This window comes from Rugamonas sp. DEMB1 (assembly GCF_029834475.1).
Classification (GTDB): Bacteria; Pseudomonadota; Gammaproteobacteria; order Burkholderiales; family Burkholderiaceae_D; genus Rugamonas; species Rugamonas rubra.
In genome coordinates, this window is the sequence record NZ_CP122407.1 from 2,080,833 (window position 1) to 2,099,420 (window position 18,588).

At 69.2% G+C, this 18,588-nt stretch carries 12 protein-coding genes, 2 pseudogenes and 1 riboswitch; of the genes and pseudogenes, 2 read left to right on the forward strand and 12 right to left on the reverse strand.

What is annotated here, in order from left to right:
* Positions 1–98 precede the first annotated feature (98 nt).
* From mmsB to QC826_RS09715, 8 genes and pseudogenes are all read right to left on the reverse strand, one after another.
* A pseudogene (mmsB, locus tag QC826_RS09680) lies at positions 99–1,014 on the reverse strand (3-hydroxyisobutyrate dehydrogenase).
* Complete coding sequence (locus tag QC826_RS09685) at positions 1,011–2,201, reverse strand: enoyl-CoA hydratase/isomerase family protein (protein ID WP_279765398.1); 1,191 nt, start codon at positions 2,199–2,201, stop codon at positions 1,011–1,013. Before QC826_RS09685 ends, mmsB begins: the two are co-directional and overlap by 4 nt.
* A complete protein-coding gene (locus QC826_RS09690) occupies positions 2,198–2,977 on the reverse strand; it encodes an enoyl-CoA hydratase (RefSeq protein WP_279765399.1) in 780 nt (259 codons plus the stop codon). The genes QC826_RS09685 and QC826_RS09690 overlap by 4 nt, the downstream gene beginning before the upstream one ends.
* A complete protein-coding gene (locus QC826_RS09695) occupies positions 2,974–4,134 on the reverse strand; it encodes an acyl-CoA dehydrogenase family protein (RefSeq protein ID WP_279765400.1) in 1,161 nt (386 codons plus the stop codon). Before QC826_RS09695 ends, QC826_RS09690 begins: the two co-directional genes overlap by 4 nt.
* A 10-nt stretch (positions 4,135–4,144) precedes the next feature.
* Positions 4,145–5,652: pseudogene (locus tag QC826_RS09700) on the reverse strand (CoA-acylating methylmalonate-semialdehyde dehydrogenase).
* Positions 5,653–5,846: 194 nt separating this feature from the next.
* A riboswitch (cobalamin riboswitch) is annotated at positions 5,847–6,070 on the reverse strand.
* Positions 6,071–6,150: 80 nt separating this feature from the next.
* Positions 6,151–6,399, reverse strand: coding sequence for a hypothetical protein (locus tag QC826_RS09705; RefSeq protein ID WP_279765401.1), 249 nt, complete (start codon positions 6,397–6,399; stop codon positions 6,151–6,153).
* Entirely contained in the window at positions 6,386–7,009 is a 624-nt protein-coding gene (locus QC826_RS09710) for a S8 family serine peptidase (protein WP_279765402.1), read from the reverse strand. Before QC826_RS09710 ends, QC826_RS09705 begins: the two co-directional genes overlap by 14 nt.
* Positions 6,960–8,075 (reverse strand): S8 family serine peptidase, encoded by a 1,116-nt coding sequence (locus QC826_RS09715; RefSeq protein WP_279765403.1) that lies wholly within the window; start codon positions 8,073–8,075, stop codon positions 6,960–6,962. Before QC826_RS09715 ends, QC826_RS09710 begins: the two co-directional genes overlap by 50 nt.
* A gap of 167 nt (positions 8,076–8,242) precedes the next feature.
* On the opposite strand from QC826_RS09715, the gene QC826_RS09720 reads away from it, so the two are divergent.
* Positions 8,243–8,593 carry a hypothetical protein gene (locus QC826_RS09720; protein ID WP_279765404.1) on the forward strand — a complete coding sequence of 117 codons (351 nt, stop codon included), beginning with the start codon at positions 8,243–8,245 and terminating at the stop codon, positions 8,591–8,593.
* A 9-nt stretch (positions 8,594–8,602) separates the two neighbouring features.
* On the opposite strand, the gene QC826_RS09725 is transcribed toward QC826_RS09720, so the two are convergent.
* The 4 genes from QC826_RS09725 to QC826_RS09740 all read right to left on the reverse strand — a co-directional run bounded on the left by QC826_RS09725 (position 8,603) and on the right by QC826_RS09740 (position 15,627).
* Positions 8,603–9,439, reverse strand: coding sequence for a substrate-binding periplasmic protein (locus QC826_RS09725; RefSeq protein ID WP_279765405.1), 837 nt, complete (start codon positions 9,437–9,439; stop codon positions 8,603–8,605).
* A 143-nt stretch (positions 9,440–9,582) separates the two neighbouring features.
* Positions 9,583–10,341: a hypothetical protein gene (locus tag QC826_RS09730; RefSeq protein ID WP_279765406.1), complete on the reverse strand. Its 759-nt coding sequence runs from the start codon at positions 10,339–10,341 to the stop codon at positions 9,583–9,585.
* A gap of 76 nt (positions 10,342–10,417) precedes the next feature.
* Positions 10,418–11,407 (reverse strand): porin, encoded by a 990-nt coding sequence (locus tag QC826_RS09735; RefSeq protein WP_279765407.1) that lies wholly within the window; start codon positions 11,405–11,407, stop codon positions 10,418–10,420.
* Positions 11,408–11,592: 185 nt separating this feature from the next.
* Positions 11,593–15,627 (reverse strand): Pls/PosA family non-ribosomal peptide synthetase, encoded by a 4,035-nt coding sequence (locus tag QC826_RS09740; protein ID WP_279765408.1) that lies wholly within the window; start codon positions 15,625–15,627, stop codon positions 11,593–11,595.
* Positions 15,628–16,080: 453 nt separating this feature from the next.
* Between QC826_RS09740 and QC826_RS09745 the strand changes: the two genes are divergently transcribed.
* On the forward strand, positions 16,081–18,279 hold the full coding sequence (locus tag QC826_RS09745) for a putative bifunctional diguanylate cyclase/phosphodiesterase (protein ID WP_279765410.1): 2,199 nt from the start codon (positions 16,081–16,083) through the stop codon (positions 18,277–18,279).
* Positions 18,280–18,588: the final 309 nt, after the last annotated feature.

The window sequence follows — 18,588 nt, forward strand, 5'->3', positions numbered from 1 at the left end:
GGCCGCGACGGCCCGGCCACCGAGTAGTGAAGAACCGCGCGGCGCCTTTGGCCCGCGCGTTTTTTTTGCCCCCACCCCTAGCTTGCGGGGTGGGGCGCTTACGCCGGCGGCAACCGGCCGGCCAGCAGCGGCTCGATGATGCTGGAGAAGTCGCGCCCGCCGGCGCCGGCCAGGCTGTGCATGCCATATAGGTTGCGCGCCAGTTCGCCCAGCGGGATGGCGCTGCGGCTGGCCAGCGCGGTTTGCGCCGCCAGGCCCAGGCTCCTTGAGCATCAGGTCGACGCCGAAGCCGCCCTGGTAGCCGCGCGCCGCCGGCACGTTGTCCATCACGCCGGGGTAGGGGTTGTACAGCTCCAGCGCCCAGTTGCGGCCCGAGCTCTTGGCCATGATGTCGGACAGGGCCTTGGCGTCGAGGCCGTTGGCCACGCCCAGCGCCAGCGCCTCGGCGGTGCCGGCCATGAGTATCCCGAGCAGCATGTTGTTGCAGATCTTGGCGGTCTGGCCGGCCCCGCTGGCGCCGGCGTGGAAGATGTTCTTGCCCATCGCGGACAGGTAGGGCCGGGCGCGCTCCAGCGCATCGGCGGCGCCGCCGACGATGAAGGTCAGCGTGCCGGCCTGGGCGCCGGCGGTGCCGCCGGAGACGGGCGCGTCGAGCATGTCCAGCCCGCGCGCGGCGCAGGCGCGCGCCACCGCCTGCGCGCTGGCGGCGGCGATGGTGCTGCAGTCGACCACCAGCGCGCCGGCCGGGATGTGGCCGGCGATGCCGTCGGCGCCCAGATAGAGCTGCTCGACGTGGCTGCTGGCCGGCAGCATGGTGACAACCACCTCGGCGCCTTCTAGCGCGGCGCGGGCCGAGGGCGCGGCCTTGGCGCCGGCCGCCGTCAGCTGGCCGATGGCGGCGGCCGACAGGTCGAACACCTGCAGCGCGTGGCCGGCCTTGACGAGGTTGAGGGCCATCGGCGCGCCCATGTTGCCGAGGCCGATGAAGGCGATTTTGTTCGTGAGCTGGTTCATGCCGCTTTCCTTTCATGGCCGCGCCGGGCGGCCGCTTGCGGTTCCGGTGACAAATGGTTGAGCGGGTGCTGCTCCGCCGGCCACGGGCTGGCGAAGTAGCCCTCGCACCAGGCGGGGTCGAGCTCGCGCACGCTGGCGGCTTGCCAGGCCGGCCGCATGTCCTTGTCGACGATCAGGGCGCGGATGCCCTCGGCGAAGTCGGGCCGCGCCGCGCAGTGCCGCGACACGCCCAGCTCCAGCTTGAACACTTCCGCCAGCGACAAGTGCTTGCTGCGCCGTTGGATAGTGTAGGCCAGCCAGGCGGCGGCCGGCGAGCCCTTGCGCACGGCGGCGGCGGCCTTTTGCAGCCAGCGGTCGCCGCCGTCGAGCAGGGCGATGTGCTCGATGGTGCGCTCCAGGTCGGCGCCGACGCAGAGCAGCTCGATCAGGTCGAAGTGCTGGCGCAGCGGGCCGGGCGGATCGTCCGGCGCGACGCGCTGCGCCTGCGTCAGCAGCACGCCGAGCTGGCGGTGGTTGTCGGCCGCCAGCGCGCTCCAGTGCTGGCGCTGCAGCTCGGCGAACAGCGCGGCCTTGTCGCCGTGGTGCAGGCGGAAGTCGGCCAGGCCGGCGAAGCGGGCGTCGCCGGCGTTGAGCGGGGCGCCGGTCAGCGCCAGGAACAGGCCGAGGTGGCCGGGCATGCGGTTGAGGAACCAGCTGCCGCCGACGTCCGGATACAGGCCGATGGCCACCTCCGGCATGGCCAGCCGCGAGCCCTCCGTCACCACGCGGTGGCTGGCGCCGGCCATCAGGCCGATGCCGCCGCCCATGACGATGCCGTGGCCCCAACACAGCACCGGCTTGCGGTAGGTGTGGATCTGGTGGTCCAGCGTGTACTCCTGGCTGAAGAAGTCCAGCGCGTAGGTGTTGGCGCAGACGTCGTCGCGCTCGGCCGAGGCGTGGTGGGCGCGCATCGAGCGGTACAGCTGTTGCAGGTCGCCGCCGGCGCAGAAGGCCTTGTCGCCGGCGCCCTCCAGCACCACCAGGGCCACGGCGGGGTCGTCCTCCCAGGCCTGCAGCTGGATGCGCAGCAGCGCGATCATGTTGAGCGACAGCGCGTTCAGCGTCGCCTCGGCGTTCAGCGTGGCCACGCCGATGGTGCCGCCGCCGGCGCAGTCGAGCGTGCGGAACAGCACGGGCAGGGCGCTCATGCCTGGCTCCAGACGGGCGCGCGTTTCTCCAGGAAGGCTTGCACGCCCTCGACCTGGTTGGCGCCGCCGAACAGGCCGACGAAGGCCTCGCGCTCGCGCGGCAGCAGGCTGGCCGGCGGCTGCTGGCGGGCGCCCTGGATCAGTTGCTTGCAGGCCTGCACGCTGCTCGGGCTTTGCTTGCCGGCCTGGCGCGCCAGGGCCAGCGCGCGGTCGAGCGCGGCGCCGGTGTCGACCACCTCCTCGACCAGGCCGATGCGCAGCGCGGTGGCGGCGTCGATGCGTTCGCCGCACAGGATCAGGCGCTTGGCCCAGCCCTCGCCGACCAGCCAGGCCAGGTTCTGCGTGCCGCCGGCGCAGGGCAGCAGGCCGACCGAGGCCTCCGGCAGCGCCATCTGCGCCTGCGTCTCGGCGATGCGCAGGTCGCAGGCCAGCGCGCATTCCAGCCCGCCGCCCATGGCGTAGCCGTTGATGGCGGCGATCGACACGCCACGGAAGGCGGACAAGGCCTCGAAGGCCTCGCCGAAGCGCTGCGCCATGTCGTGGGCGACGGCGATGTCGCCGTCGGCGAACAGCTTCAGATCGGCGCCGGCGGAGAAGAACTTGGCGCCCTGGCCGGTCAGCACCAGGCTGTAGACGGCCGGGTTGGCGTTCAGGTCGCCGACCAGGCGGCGCAGGTCGGCCAGGCCGGCGCTGGTCCAGGTGTTGGCCGGCGGATTGGCGATGGTGACCAGCGCCGTGTGTTCGATGATTTCCAGGGTCAGATTGGTGTAGTTCACAGGGCCTCCTCGGCGGGTGCGTGTTGCAGTAGATGGCGCGCGACGATCACGCGCATGATTTCATTGGTGCCTTCCAGGATCTGGTGCACCCGCACGTCGCGCAGGTAGCGCTCCAGCGGGTAGTCGCGCAGATAGCCGTAGCCGCCGTGGATCTGCAACGCCTCGTTGCAGACGGCGAAGCCGGTGTCGGTGGCCAGCCGCTTGGCCATGGCGCAGTAGATCGAGGCGTTGGCGGCGCCGGCGTCGAGCTTGGACGCGGCCAGGCGCACCATCTGGCGCGCCGCCACCAGGGTGGTCTGCATGTCGGCTAGCTTGAACTGCAGCGCCTGGAACTGGGCCAGCTTCTGCTTGAACTGAACCCGCTGGTTCATGTGCGCCTGGGCGCTCAGCAGGGCCGCCTGGGCGGCGCCGATCGAGCAGCTGGCGATGTTGATGCGGCCGCCGTCCAGGCCGCGCATGGCCAGCTTGAAGCCGTCGCCCTCGGCGCCCAGCAGGTGCGAGCGCGGCACGCGCACCTGGTCGAAGCTGATGGCGCGGGTCGGCTGGCTGTTCCAGCCCATCTTGTCCTCCTTGCGGCCGTAGGCCAGGCCGGCGGCGTCGGCCGGCACCAGGAAGGCCGAGATGCCGGCCGCGCCGGCCGCGCCGGTGCGCGCCATCACCACCAGCGCGTCGGTGGCGCCGGCGCCGGAGATGAAGGCCTTGCTGCCGTTGATGAGGTAGTCGTCGCCGCGCAGCTCGGCCGAGGTGCTCAGCGCGGCGGCGTCGGAGCCGGCGCCCGGCTCGGTCAGGCAGTAGGAGGCCAGCTTGCGCCCGCTCGCCAGGTCGGCCACCCAGCGCTGGCGCACCTCCGCCGTGGCCGACTGCGCGATCATCGCGCTGGCCATGTTGTGGATGCTCAGGTAGGCGGTGGTCGAGGGGCAGGCGCGGGCCAGCTCCTCGAAGACGATGGTGGCGTCCAGCCGCGACAGGCCGAGGCCGCCGAGCGCCTCCGGCACGTACATGCCGCAAAAGCCCAGTTCGCCGGCGTGGCCGATCATCTGCCGTGGGAAGATCGCCTCGGCGTCCCACTGCGCCGCCTGGCCGGCCATTTCGCTGGCGGCGAACTGGCGCGCGCAATCGCGGTAGGCGCGCTGGTCCTGGTTCAGTTCGAAGTCCATGACGGCCTCCTTACTTGAGCGAGATGGTGGTGTTGACCTTGCCGGCACTGGCGGCGTCGTCGAACCAGCGCGTGGTGATGGTCTTGGTTTGGGTGTAGAAGGACAGCACCTGCTTGCCGTAGGCCCAAGGTCGCCCAGCTTGGAGGCGCGCGAGCCGGTGAAGGAGAACAGCGGCACCGGCACCGGGATGGGCACGTTGATGCCGACCTGGCCGACGTCGACCTCCTCCTGGAACGTGCGCGCGGCGGCGCCGGACTGGGTGAACAGGGCCACGCCGTTGCCGTTCGGGTTGGCGTTGACGATGGCGATGGCCTCCTGCAGCGTGGCCGCCCGCATCACGCACAGCACCGGGCCGAAGATCTCCTCGGTGTAGATGCGCATGGCGCTGGTGACGTTGGCGAACACGGTGGGGCCGACGAAGTTGCCGTCCCGGTAGCCGGCCACGATCGGCGCGCGGCCGTCGAGCAGCAGGGTGGCGCCTTCCTCGACGCCCTGGCCGATCAGCTTTTCCACGCGGGCCTTGGCGGCCGGCGAGATCAAGGGGCCGATGTCGGCGCCGGCCTCGGCGCCGGCGTTCAGCGTCAGCGTTTGCGCGCGCGCCACCAGCTCGGGCAGCCAGTCGCGCGCCGCGCCCACCAGCACCAGCACCGACAAGGCCATGCAGCGCTGGCCGGCCGCGCCGAAGGCGGCGCCGGCCAGGTTGTCCAGCGTCTGCTGGCGGTTGGCGTCGGGCAGCACCACGGCGTGGTTCTTCGCCCCCATCATGCACTGGGCGCGCTTGCCGGCCCGGGTGGCGCGCTGGTAGACGTGGCTGCCGACGCGGGTCGAGCCGACGAAGGAGACCGCCTTGATGTCCGGATGGTCGCAGATGGCGTTGACCACCGCCTCGCCGCCGTGCACCACGTTGAGCACGCCGGCCGGAATGCCGGCCTGCAGCGCCAGCTCGGCCAGGCGCATGGTGACCATCGGTTCGTGCTCGGAGGGCTTGAGGACGAAGGTGTTGCCGCAGGCGATGGCCATCGGGAACATCCACAGCGGGATCATGGCGGGGAAGTTGAACGGCGTGATGCCGGCGCACACGCCGAGCGGTTGCAGTAGGGTGTAGGTGTCGACGCCGTTGGCGACGTTGTTGGCCAGCTCGCCCATTTGCAGCTGGCCGATGCCGGCGGCGTATTCGACCACCTCGAGGCCACGGAAGATGTCGCCCTCGGCGTCGGCCAGGGTCTTGCCCTGTTCGGCCGTCAGCAGCGCGGCCAGCTCGGCCATGTTCTCGCGGATCAGCTGCTGGTACTTGAGGAAGACGCGGGCGCGCGCGCCGATCGGGGTCTTGCGCCAGGTGGCGAAGGCGGCCTTGGCGCCGGCCACGGCGCGCGCCATCTCGTCCGCCGTGGCGAAGGGCACGCGCGCCAGCACCTCCTGCGTGGCGGGGTTGACGACGTCGCGCCATTCGCTGCTGGTCGATTCGATGAACTGGCCGTCGATCAGCAGTTTGACGGTGGGGATGGTGTGCTTGCTCATGGTGTGCTTCCTCGTTGGCGCGGCGGTTTTTGCGCCGGCGCTCGTCTGCATAGAATGTCGCGCGGCTGTGCCGCGCAACGCCCGTCACGCACCTTCCGTACGTGACCAGACCCAGGGAAAAATATCGACCTGCCGTGCCAAGGCGCCGCCGCCGCGAGGCGCGGGGGCGCATCGGAACACCGCCTGCCGCAATGCTTCCTTGAAGATCAACAGGCCGGTATCCGGGCTCGCAAGTCTTGTCGCTCCGCCTTCCCAGTCGAGCCGACCAGTGGCATGGATGGAGCGACCGCACTTGCACACCGTTGCGGAGGCAGCAGCGGCATGGCGCCGGAGGAGTGTTGCCGCCCGGCGCGTACCGCTTTCCCGTTTAACGCCGCCCAAGGGGATGGGACGGCGCACCTGTTGCATGAAATATATCACATTATTTGACGTTTACGTAAACGTCATTCGATTCATGACAATGTCGTTTGCGGCCGGCTCGCGGCGGTGGCGCTCATTTCAACAGGAGGGAAGTGCTTTGGCCAGCGAAATCGTTTCCACCAAGGGGTCGGACTCCAGATCCCGTAGATACTGTGCCTTGAACTCGGCCGTGAAAAGCCAGCTATCAATTTGCTTGCGCACGGCGAGCAAGCGCGGGTGGTAATTTGCCTCCTTCACTTTGACGATGGCGGTCACTACACGCTCGTCATCAATCTGCCGAACGCGAGCGTCGAGCTGTTCAAGTTTTTTGAGTTTAGAGAAGTCCATGACACCCAGTGTATCCGATTTGCGCGTGGCGGCAAGCGCGTGGCGACAAGCGCGTGGCGACAAGCGCGACGAGTCCAGCGACGGCGGGCGCGGCCATGCTGGTGCCTGACATGTCGACCAATCCGGTCCTGCTGCCGGACCGAGCCGCCCTGACCGCATGACCCGGCGCCGACACTTCCGGTTTGAACCGGCCGTCCCGGGTTGGCCCGGTGCTTGAGAAATAGGACATGGGAAGCGCGCTTTTGTGCGCATCGTAGGAGCCGACGCAGATGGTGTCGTGGCCGCAGGAGATTGAGCCGAGCGTGCAGCTATCGATCGGATCGACGAAGGACGACTGGGCAGTGTCCAGACGTTCGATCCAGGCATGAAACGCGGCACCGGAGTTGCCCCGGTCGAAGAGCCGGATCGTCCATTGGCCGCCACCGACGGCGCCGGCGATATAGATCCCGATCATGTTGTCGAGATTGTTGGGGTCTCTCAGCCGGTTGCCGACGTACACGACGATGTCCTGGGCCGTGCCGATCGGCATGTTGCTTCCCGGCTCGGCCACGCCGAGGCTGCTACCGTCGGGTGCGATGACCTCCACCGCCACCCGCGTGGTGCCGGCCATCCACACTTCCATTTCCTGCCCCGCCGGGCTGTTCTCTGTCTTCCAGCGTACATCTATCGATCCACCTTTGGGAATCGTGCCTTCGGTATGAATGTGGTCGGCTTGCGAGTTGGCGGCCGCGATGACGACCGCCCTGTTGGGTTTTGCCCGGATCAGCCGGTCGAGCTGCCTGCTCGACCAGGGTCGTCCCGTCGTGCGGGCCGCCATTCGTGCCCAGGCTCAGATTGACCACGCACGGGCGATCGCCGGCCTGCGCGAAAATGAAGCTGACTGCCTCGAGCATCTGTACCGAATCGCCGAACGACTGGTCCACCGCCGTCGGCCCACTCCAGGCGATATCCGAGGCGGACACCTCAACAAAGATGATGGCTGCCTGCGGTGCGCAACCGGGAGTTCCCGATCCAAGGCCATTGCCTGCGGCAATATCCATCACGTGCGTACCATGCGCCCCCTCGTGGGCGCCTACATTCAGATGGGAGCCATAGCCGAGCGCCGCATAGGGATCGGGGGTTCTTAGCGCTGCGTCGATGTCGGCTTGCGGATGTAAGCGTCCGTACTGCACGTCGCCCGCGCCGGACAATTCTCCCGCTTGATCCCAGATTGCTTCAATTCGCGTGCTACCGTCGTTTCGGCGGAAGTTGTCATGCGCGAAATCGCAGCCGAAATCGACAATGCCGACGACAACGCCTTTGCCTCCATCGGGTGAGGTGCCCGCCGGCAGCAGACCTGGCGCGACCATCATCGCGCGCGTGGTTGCGGCCAATGCCGCCCGTACCGGTTGCGATGCCTTCAGGCTTTGCACGAATGGTTGGTGACGAACCGCTTCGATTCGCTTGATCGGTATGCGCCCGGTGACGATGCAAACACCGCCTTCGCCAGTCTCCGCGCCCAGCGTGACGCCGACCTTGACCTCGCTCAAGGCCTCCCATGCCTGCACGTCGTCGACCTTGGCGATCACAGCAATTTCTTCCGCGGACGTAGACGCCAGCGCCATTCTTGGCGATCCGCTCTTTTGCCTGGCCAGGGCAACCTGCAATCGGGAGTCCATCGCCGGCTCGATGTCCATGGGGCGTGCATGCAAGCTACCCCAGTCCTGTTTGGAAACCAAGGCCAACGCCGACGTTGCGATGGAACTCAGAATCCTTGCGTTTGAGAAGTTTAGGCCACTCAGCGCGGCGGAAACGGTGGCATGGATTTGTGCCGCTGGCAACGCGGCATCCTGCTGCGCTGTGCTTGGACCTTGATCAACCTTCGGCGAGCGCTGACTCCAACCAAGGTAAGTGGCAGCCGTCTCGCTGGACCAATTCGGTAGCGACCAAGACGGTAGCGCTGTCACAGGTGGACGTGGTGTCGATATGTGCGCGCCGGCCTTTTTCTTGCCGCCTGCCGGGGCTACTTTCTTCGGTTCGTTCTTTTCTCCGGTTGCCATTATTGACCCCGCCGTGGTGGATTGAAAAAGAGTTCGATAGCTGCGCGATGCTGCGGCCAGCCGTCAATAATAATCCTTTTGACATCATTCACGTCGATGGAAGTGGGACGCATCTTTCGGACGCTGGACCGCAGCGGTTTGTCCAGGCGATCTGATTGCCTCGCCTAGCCCGGCGTGCGCAGGAAGTGCTCGATGGTGTCGCGGATCTCGCCGTCCTGCTTCATTTCCTTGATGGCGGCGTTGAACTTGCGGATGAAGTCGTGCTTGTAGGGGAAGCGGCCGGCGTCGCGGTTGGTGTAGCCGAGGTAGCCCTGCTCGGCGCTGAGCGCGCTGGTCTCGGCGATCGGCAGCGCGCCGGCCTCGGCCAGGCCCTCGTGGCGGATGCGGCCCAGCTCCCAGACGATCGAGGAGCGGTCGTTGAGGAAGCAGTCGATGCGGCCCTTCATCAGCTTGAGCAGGTTGGTGCGGCTGCTGCGCGCCGGCACGGCGCTCAGGCGGCCCTCGGCGACGGCCTGGTCGAACAGCTTGCCGCCGCTGAGGAAGCCGGCGTTCAGGCCGATGCGCAGGCCGGCGTAGTCGTCCGGCCAAACCTTGCGCGGGCGCCGCTCGATCACCGGCTGGCTGCAGTACACCACCAGCTGCTCGGCCAGGATGCCGTCCGAGTAGTCCATGTAGGGGCGCTCGGCCGGCCGCAGATACGGCGGGTAGAGGGCGAAGGCCTCGCCCGTCTCCAGCTTGACCAGGCCGCGCTTCCACGGGATGGGCTGCAGGCTGACGCGGTACTCCGGCATGCGCTTGGCGGCGGCGCGGATGATGTCGCTGTAGATCCCCTTCATCTCGCCGTTCTCCAGGTAGGAGTAGGGTGGATAGCCATCGTCGCCGTAGATGGTGACGGCGATGGGGGCCGGCGCGGCATTGCCGTCGACCGCCGCCGGCGCCGCCAACGCGGCCAGCAGTAGCGGCAGTGCCAGCAGCGCTGCCAGCGTCCGTCGCGTCGTCAATGCCCGTCGTGGCGTCGGCGGCGATGCCGACGCGGCGCGCAACGCCGCCGGCGGCGCCGGCAGCAGCTGCGGGCGCCGTCCGGGCGGCGGGCGCGGGCGCGGCGGAAGCGCGCCCGGGGACGGGCGTGGCGTGGGCATTAGCGCTATTTGATATCCTTGATCGCGTCCAGGTACTCCTTGGACTTGCGGGTCTTGCCGATCGCCGTCCACAGCGCGTCGACCTGCTCCTTGTGGGCGGCGTAGTAGGCCTTGTTGAAGGGCACGTAGAAGTCGGCGGTCATGAATTTGGCCGGGATCATCTCGACCTTGTCGTCGATGTCCTTGTGGCTGGCGATCAGCGCGTTCATCTCGACGTCGAAGCCGAGGATCACATCGCCCTGGCCGGCGATCATCTTGTAGAAATTGCGCAGCGGCTCCTTGGTGTTGTCGTCGTAGCTGACGTTGATCGACTTGAGCTGGTCGGAGATGGTGGCGAAGCCGGACGGGATCAGCACCGGCTTGGCGACGTTGGAGAACTTGCTGCCGTCCCAGCCGGCCTTGCTGCCCTTCATGCGGTAGGCCATGATGTCCATGCGCGCCAGCGACTGCGCGGAGTTGGCCTTGGCGCCGCTGAGCGGGAAGGCGGCGTAGTCGGCGTGGAAGGGCGTGTAGCCGGCGTTGAGCAGGCCGTTCAGGGTGCCGCCGCGCACGTCCTCGATGCAGCGCTTCCAAGGCTGGATCTTGAAGGTGACCGGCTGGTTGATCTGTTTGGCGGCCATCTTGATCAGCACCTGCATGGTGCCGTCCCGGGTGGGGAAGGTGTAGGGCGCGGCGGCCTGGTCCTCGATGCACAGGACCATCGCGTCCTGGCTGAAGGCGGCCATGGGTAGGGTCAGCAGAACTGCCGATACGAGTGCTTTCATGATGTGTGCTCTCCCGGGGCGGTGGGTGGTTGGCTGCGGATGCGATTTAGAACTGATGGCGTTAGAACTTGTGACACTAGAACTTGTGATACAGGCCCAGCGCCAGGCCGCGCGTGCCGCTGCCGCTTTCGACCGCGTTGCCGACGGTGAAGGGGGCGCCGTTGTCGTTGCGCAGGCGCGAATAGGAGCCGTACAGGTTGGTGCGCTTGGACAGCGCGTGGGTGTAGCCGATGGCGGCCTGGCGCGCATCCTGGCGCAGGCCGCTGCTGTCGCGGTGGTCGATCAGCGAGACCATCCAGCTGTCGGCGCCGCGCGTGGTGGAGGCGCCGACGATGATGTCGCGCGAGTCGAGCGCCAGGTCGTCCTTGTTGCGGGCGTAGCCCAGCGCCGCCTTGAACGGGCCGAAGTCGTAGGTGGCGCCGGCGAAGCTGACCTTGTGGGTGCTGGTGTCGGCCAGGTTGTTCAGGCTGCGGTGGGCCAGCACGGCGAACACCCGGTCGCGGCTGTACTCGACGGCGTAGCCGAGCTCGCGCTTGGCGGCGCCGCTGCCGGCCACCTCGCCGGGCGCCCAGGTCAGGTTGGCGGTCAGGCCGTTGATGGCCGGCGTGGTGTAGTAGACGCCGTTGCTGGTGCGGTAGTCGGAGAACATGACGTTCGAGTAGGCGCCCTCGTGGCCGCCGCCGAAGGGGTCGACGTCGTTGAGCGCGTTGGTGACCAGGTTGAATTGCCGGCCCAGCTTGACGCTGCCGAAGGGGCCGCTCAGGCCGACCAGGGTTTGGCGGCCGAAGGTCAGGCCGGTCGGGCGGTTGCCGCCGGTGTCGCCGGCGATGCCGCCCTCGATGACAAAGTTGGCGGACAGGCCATTGCCGAGATTCTCGCTGCCCTTGAAGCCGAGCCGCGAGCCGGCCTGCACGCCGCTCTCGAGGTTCCAGCTGCTGCCGGCCGGGCCGCCGCTCTCGTAGACCACGCCGAGGTCCATCGAGCCATATACCGTCACGCCGCTTTGCGCGCAAGCGGCCCCCGCACAAGTTCCAATCACCAGCGTTGCGAACACGTTCTTGCTCATCGCGTTTACCTCCAGATCTAACGTCAGGATAGGTGGGGCTGTCACTGCCCGGTGCTTTATTATCCGCGCGAATTTCTGAGCTGCAAGAATATATTGTTACATTGTTGCGTTTTGGGGAGAGCTGCTAAACGCTGGGTTTGCTTGCTGTTGTCCGCGTCGCGGCGTCCCCAACTCGGCGCGGCGTTTCAGGCGCGCGCCGGCGCGGCCGGGCAGCCGCTCCAGTAGCTGGCGGCGGGGATGTGCTCGCCCTTCATCACCAGGGTCAGCGGGCCGAGGCGGGCGTTGTCGCCGACGGTGGCGCTGTACAGTACGGCGCTGCGCGGCCCCATGTAGACGCGCTTGCCGATGCGCACGTGGTCGATCTTCATCACGCGGTCCTCGAACAAATGGGTCTGCGGGCAGCACAGCGCGTTCAACTCGCTGTACTCGCCGATGCTGACGCAGTCGAACTCGGTGATGTCGGTGGTGTCGAGGTAGACGCCACGGCCGATCTTCGCGCCCAGCAGCTTGAAGGCCAGCGGCAGCCACGGCGTGCCGCGCAGGTAGCGCATGAAGTTGGGCACGGCGATGCCCTCGTACAGGTTGGTGACGCCCTCGGACAGCCAGACGAAGGGCGTCCACATCGGCTCCGATTGCTTGCGGTAGCGGCCCAGCAGCAGCCATTTGAAGGCGACCACGAAGACGTAGTTGCCGATGCCGTAGAGCAGGCCGGCGACGGTCAGGTCCCAGCTCACCTCGGCCCAGCGGCCGGCGCCGGCGGCCGGCATCACCGCCAGCACCAGCGTGTAGCCGACGGCGATCACCAGCGCGTGCGGCGCGACGATGCGGAAGGCCTCGATCAGGCCGCGCCCCAGCCGGCGCAGCGGCGAGGGGTGGAAGGTCAGGTTTTCCGGGTAGCCGCTGGTCTGCTCGCGCGCGGGCAGGCTGATCGGCGGCGAGCCGAGCCAGGTTTCGCCGCTGCCCATCCGGGCGTTGTCCGGCGCGCGCGAGTGCACGCCGATCAGCACGCGCTCGGGCAGCACGGTGCCGTCCGGGATGTAGGCGCCGTTGCCGACGAAGCTGCGGTGCGAGATGACGGTCGGCTGCATGGTCATCCAGCCGCCGTCGATCTCCTCGTCGCCGAGCATGACGGCGTCGGCGATGAAGGTCTCGTCGCCCAGCGTCAGCATGTCCGGCACCACGCCGAGGGCGGTGGAGATCTCGGCGTCGCGGCCGACCTTGGCGCCGAGCAGGCGGTACCAGTAGGGCGCGTAGACGGTGGCGTAGATGCCGTGCAGGACGTTCAGGCTGGACTCCTGGATCTGGCTGACCAGCCACTTGGCGCAGTAGGTGTTGCCGTGCACGGCGTAGCGGCCCGGCCGCAGGCGCGGCAGCACGCCCCAGCGGATGCCGGCCGACAGCAGCGCGGTCAGCACGATCAGCACGGCGCTGGCCGGGAAGGCCAGCAGGAAGTAGCGCAGCAGGCGCACGCCCAGGTCGTCGCCGCGCACCCAGGGCAGCCAGCCGGCCTCGTCGAACCAGTCGATCAGCACGAAGCTGGGGAACACCGGCATGAAGAACAGGGTGACGATCAGCACGATGCCGAGCACGAAGAAGAGCGCCTCGGCGGCGTGGCGCAGGGCGCCGACCGGCGGCCGTGGCGGCAGGCGCCGCGGGTCGAAGGCGCCGCTGTCGCGCGCCGGCGAACCGCTCCAGATGCGCCCGGCCGGCACGCTGGCGCCGTCGCCGAGCGCCGACTGGCCCTCCAGGTGGCCGGCGGCGCCGACCCGGGTGTTGCCCTCGAGGACGGCGAAGGAGCTGACGCAGGCCTCGTCGTCGAGGCGGATGGCGCCCAGCAGCAGGCGGCCGCGTTCGACGCGGGCGTTCTCGAAGTTGACGGCGTTGCCGATGCTGACGCCGTCGCCGATGCGCAGCAGGTCGGGCGCGCGCAGGGTCAGCGAGCCGATGACGACGTCGTGGCCGACCTTGGCGCCGAGCGCGCGCAACCACCAGACGGCCAGCGAGGAGCCGCTCAGCAGGTAGGCCGGCGCCGATTCGACCAGCCGGTCGGCCAACCACCAGCGGTAGTAGCTCAGGCCCCACAGCGGATAGCTGCCGGCCTTCAGGCGGCCGGCGATGAGCCACTTGCCGGCGATGGCGATGGCGAACTCGAGCGCCGTGGCCAGCAGGTAGACGCCGGCCGAGACGGCGATGGCGCGCGCCACCGAGTCGCCCGGGCCGCCGGTGAAGAAGTGGTAGGTGAAGAACGGCGCCAGCCACTGCGCCATGCGCAGCGCCACCAGCGCCGGCATGGCCGCCGCCTGGGCCAGGCCGCAGCGCCAGCGGCGCCAGGCCGGCGGCGGGGTCCATTCGGCCTCGGCCACGGTGGCGGCCTGGGCCTGTTCGAGCACGGCGGCGATCAGGCCGACGCGGCGCTGCTGGTAGATGTCGCGCACGGTGATGTGGGCGAAGCGCGGGTCGGCGCGCAGGGCGGAGGCGAGCCGCGCGGCGAAGAAGGAGTGGCCGCCCAGGTCGGAGAAGAAGTCGGCCTGGCGCAGGATGGGCTGGCCGGGGAACAGCGCGGCCAGGGCGGCGAACAGGGCCTCTTCGGCCGGGGTCTCCGGCAGGTCGGAGTCGGCGGCGTGGCCGGCCGGCGGCGCGCTCAAGGCCATCGCCTTGAGGGCCTTGCGGTCGATCTTGCCCGAGGTCAGGCGCGGCATCGCCGCCAGCATCTCGTAGCGGCCCGGCACCATGTAGGGCGGCAGGGAGGCGGCCAGGGCGTGGCGCAGCGCGCCGGCGGCCAGCTCGACGCCGGCCTCGGCCACCAGGTAGGCGACCAGCTGGTCGATGCCGTCGTCGCGGCGCAGCAGCACGGCCGCCGTGCCGACGCCGTCCTGCCCGGCCAGCAGCGCCTCGATCTCGCCGAGCTCGACGCGGAAGCCGCGGATCTTGACCTGGTCGTCGGCGCGGCCCAGGCACTGCACGCGGCCGTCGGCGTCGATGCGGGCCAGGTCGCCGGTGCGGTACAGGCGGGCGTCGTGCAGGCCGCCGGCCCAGGGGTTGGGCAGGAATTTTTCCACCGTCAGGTCGGGCTGCCCCAGGTAGCCCTCGGCCAGGCCGGGACCGGTGATGCACAGCTCGCCCGTCGCGCCGCGCGGCAGCAGGCGCAAGGGCGCGCCGGCCGGGCGCTCGGCGTCGGCGTCGATCACCAGCAGGCCGTAGTTGGGCAGCGGCGTGCCGATGGTGACCGGCTGGCCGATGTGCAGCTCGGCCAGGCTGCACGACACCGTCGCCTCGGTCGGGCCGTAGGTGTTGAACATGCGGCGCCCGCCGGCCCAGCGCTCGACCAGGCTGTCCGGGCACATCTCGCCGCCCAGGTTGATCAGGCGCAGGCCGGGCACGTCCCGGGCGAACAGGGCCAGCAGGGTGGGCACGGCGTGCAGCACGGTGACGCCGTTCTCGGCCAGCAGGCGCGGCAAGGTCTCCGGGTCGCCGCTGGCGTCCTTCGGGCCCAGCCACAGGGTGGCGCCGACCAGGTAGGCGATCCAGATCTCCTCGAAGGACATGTCGAAGGCCACCGAGAAGCCCTGGTAGACGGTGTCGCTGGCGGCCACGCCGAGCACCGCGTTCTCGCTGCGCAGGAAGTGGCAGATGCTGCGTTGCGAGACCAGGATGCCCTTCGGCTTGCCGGTCGAGCCGGAGGTGTAGATCACATAGGCCGGCTGGTCGGGCGAGACGGCGCCGCGGCGCGCCAGCGGCTCGCCGGGGGCGGCCGGCGCCAGCAGGGCCTCGGCGGTCCACACCGGGCGGCCGACGGCGGCCAGGCGCGGCGCCAGGGCGGCGCAGCTGAGCACGCCGGCGGCGCCGGCGTCGTCCAGGCAGATCTGCAGGCGCTCGACCGGGGTGTCCTCGTCGACCGGCAGCCAGGCGGCGCCGGCCTTGGCCACGCCGGCCTGCAGCAGCAGCAGCTCGACACCGCGCGGCAGCCACAGGCCGACGATCCGGCCGGGGCCGACGCCGGCGGCGATCAGGCGCGCCGCCACCAGGTCGGCCTGCCGGTCCAGCTCGGCGTAGCTGACCCGGCGCCCGCCGCAGACCAGCGCGGTCTGGCCGGGCGCGCGGCGGGCGCTGGCCTCGAGCAGGTCGGCCAGGATCTCCTCGCGCAGCAGTTCGGCGCGTTGGGGACCGTGGAGGATGTCCGGATGGGCCTGCGGGAGGGACGGTGGGGCGATGTCGTTCATGCTGATGCTTTTCGGTGGAGTCGTGCGCGATGCCCGGGCGCCGGCTGGGCCGGCCGTGCCGCAGGGCTGACATTGTACGGCAAGCGGCGCTGCGGCGATCGGGCGGCACCGTTGCGGCCTGGCTTCGCTGGAAGTAAATAAATTACAAGATTCCACTTTTTGACGGAGGATTTTGATCTACATCAAATTATTGCTTGAAATCAATCAATACACTGATGAAAGTCCTGCCGCTGTCCGGCGGCGGCGGCGCCAGCCGCGCCGCCCGCCGCGCCGGCCGGGCGTGGCCGCCCCCACCCAGCGGCCGCCGATTTCGCCTTGCCGGCCGCCATCCCGCCATATTGCACAGCAGGTCGTCCCGGGGCGCCGCTGTTTCGCCAATTTGATGAGAATGACTATGTGTAACTTCCAATTTCCTTGCGCGGCAGCGGCACCAGCACGCCTCGTTGCGGCGGCATGAACGCGCGCCTGGTCGACCTGGAGCTGCAGGTGCGCGCGATGGCGCCCAGCCGCGCCGCCGCCGCCGAGCAGCTGGCCTTCCTCGAGCTGGGGCCGGACGAGATCGCCCTGCTGCGCCAGGTGCACGCGCCGCTGCAGGCGCGGCAGCAGGCCATCGTCGCGGCCTTCTACGAGCACCTGCAGACGGTGCCGACGCTGCGCGCCATGCTGGCCGACCCGCAGGTCTACGCCCGCCTGCAATGCGCCCAGGCCGATTACTTCCGCGGCCTGACGGCGGGCGACTACGGCGCCGACTACGTGCTGCACCGCGTGCGCGTCGGCGTGGTGCACCAGCAGATCGGCCTGGAGCCGCAGTGGTACATCGGCGCCTACCGCAAATACCTGTCGGCGCTGGCGCCGCTGCTGCAGGCGCTGCTGGCCGACCGGCCCGAGTTGTACCTGCCGACCTACGACGCGCTGCTCAAGGTGGTCTGCTTCGACATGAGCCTGGCGCTCGACACCTACATGCAGAGCGGCCGGCGCGAGCTGCGCGACAGCGAGGAGCGCTTCCGCGCCGCCTTCGGCCAGGCCGCCGTCGGCCTGGCCGAGCTGAGCGTGGAGGGGCGCTGGCTGCGCGCCAACCGCAAGCTGCAGGAGATCGTCGGCTACAGCGAGGCCGAGCTGCAGGCGCTGAACTTCCGCGACATCACGCCGGACCACGAGTGGCGCGCCGACGAGGAGGCGGTGGCGCGCCTGGTGGCCGGCGAGATGGACCACTACTCGCGCGAGAAGCGCTACCGGCGCAAGGACGGCCACATCGTCTGGGTCAAGGTGACGGTGGCGTTGATGCACGCCGGCACGCGCGACGCCAGCGTGGTGGCGGTGGTCGAGGACATCGCCCGGCGCAAGCAGTACGAGGAGGAGCTGCGCCACCTGGCCAGCCACGACCCGCTGACCGGGCTGGCCAACCGCAACCTGATGCTCGACCGGCTGTCGCAGGCGATCGCCTTCGCCCACCGCGCGGGGCGCCACGTGGCGGTGATGTTCATCGACCTGGACCGCTTCAAGAACATCAACGACAGCCTGGGCCACGACGCCGGCGACCAGGTCATCATCGAGGTCGGCCGCCGGCTGGCGCGCAACATTCGCGAGGGCGACACCGTGGCGCGGGTCGGCGGCGACGAGTTCGTCGTGCTGCTGTCGGACGTGGCGCGCGACGACGAGGTGGCGGCGCTGGCGGCCAAGATGCTGGCCGCGCTGTCGCTGCCGATCACCGTGCACGGCCAGGAGCTGGCGCCGGTGGGCAGCATCGGCATCAGCCTGTACCCGCGCGACGGCGCCGACAGCCGCGACCTGCTGCGCAACGCCGACGCGGCGATGTACCGCGCCAAGGAGCTCGGCCGCGGCAACTTCCAGTTCTACGCCGAGGAGATGAACGCGCGCACGCTGGACCGGCTCAAGCTCGAGGGCGGCCTGCGCCGCGCCCTGCAGCGCGACGAGTTCGAGCTGTACTACCAGTCGCAGGTGGAGCTGAGCAGCGGGCGCATCGTCGGCATGGAGGCGCTGCTGCGCTGGAACCCGCCGGGCGGCGCGGTGGTGCTGCCGGGCGACTTCATCCCGATCGCCGAGGAGACCGGCCTGATCGTGCCGATCGGCGAGTGGGTGCTGCGCCAGGCCTGCGCCCAGCAGGTGGCCTGGCGCGAGGCCGGCCTGCGCGACGTGCGCGTCGCCGTCAACCTGTCGGCGCGCCAGTTCAAGCAGACGGACCTGGCGCGGCTGGTGGCCCAGGTGCTGGCCGAGACCGGCTGCCGGCCGGAGAGCCTGGAGCTGGAGATCACCGAGAGCGTCATCATGGAGCGGCCGGAGCAGGCCACCGCGATGCTGCAAACGCTCAGCGACATGGGCGTGCACCTGTCGATCGACGACTTCGGCACCGGCTATTCCAGCCTGACCTACCTGAAGCGCTTCCCGATCCAGACCTTGAAGATCGACCGCTCCTTCGTCGCCGACCTGATCAACGACGCCGACGACGCCGCCATCGTCTGCGCCGTCATCGCGCTGGCCCACACGATGGGGCTGAGCGTGATCGCCGAGGGCGTCGAGACCGAGGCGCAGCTGGACTACCTGCGCGCGCAGCACTGCGACCAGCTGCAGGGCTATTACTTCAGCCGGCCCCTGCCGGCGGCGCAGGTGGCGGCCCTGCTGGCGCTGGATTGAGCTAGCCGCCTGGCGCCGGCCATGTCCATGTCATCGACTCCCGCCCGCCATAACGGGGGGGATTTGATATACATCAAACATCACTGAATCGCGCTCGATGGGCTCGCTTGTCGACGAAGACCCTTGCCTTATGATGGGCGCCGGTGTTGTACGGTTATCGTGATTCTATTCACATCTCAGCAGTATAACCATCACCCTCGTGCCGGCTTGGCGTGCCGCCTCTCTCTATCCTCCATTGCAATCCGTTTGCCAATGCGGGAAACACACGCTCTTGCTTGGCAAACCATGGTGGAAGTCAAACAGCCTCAG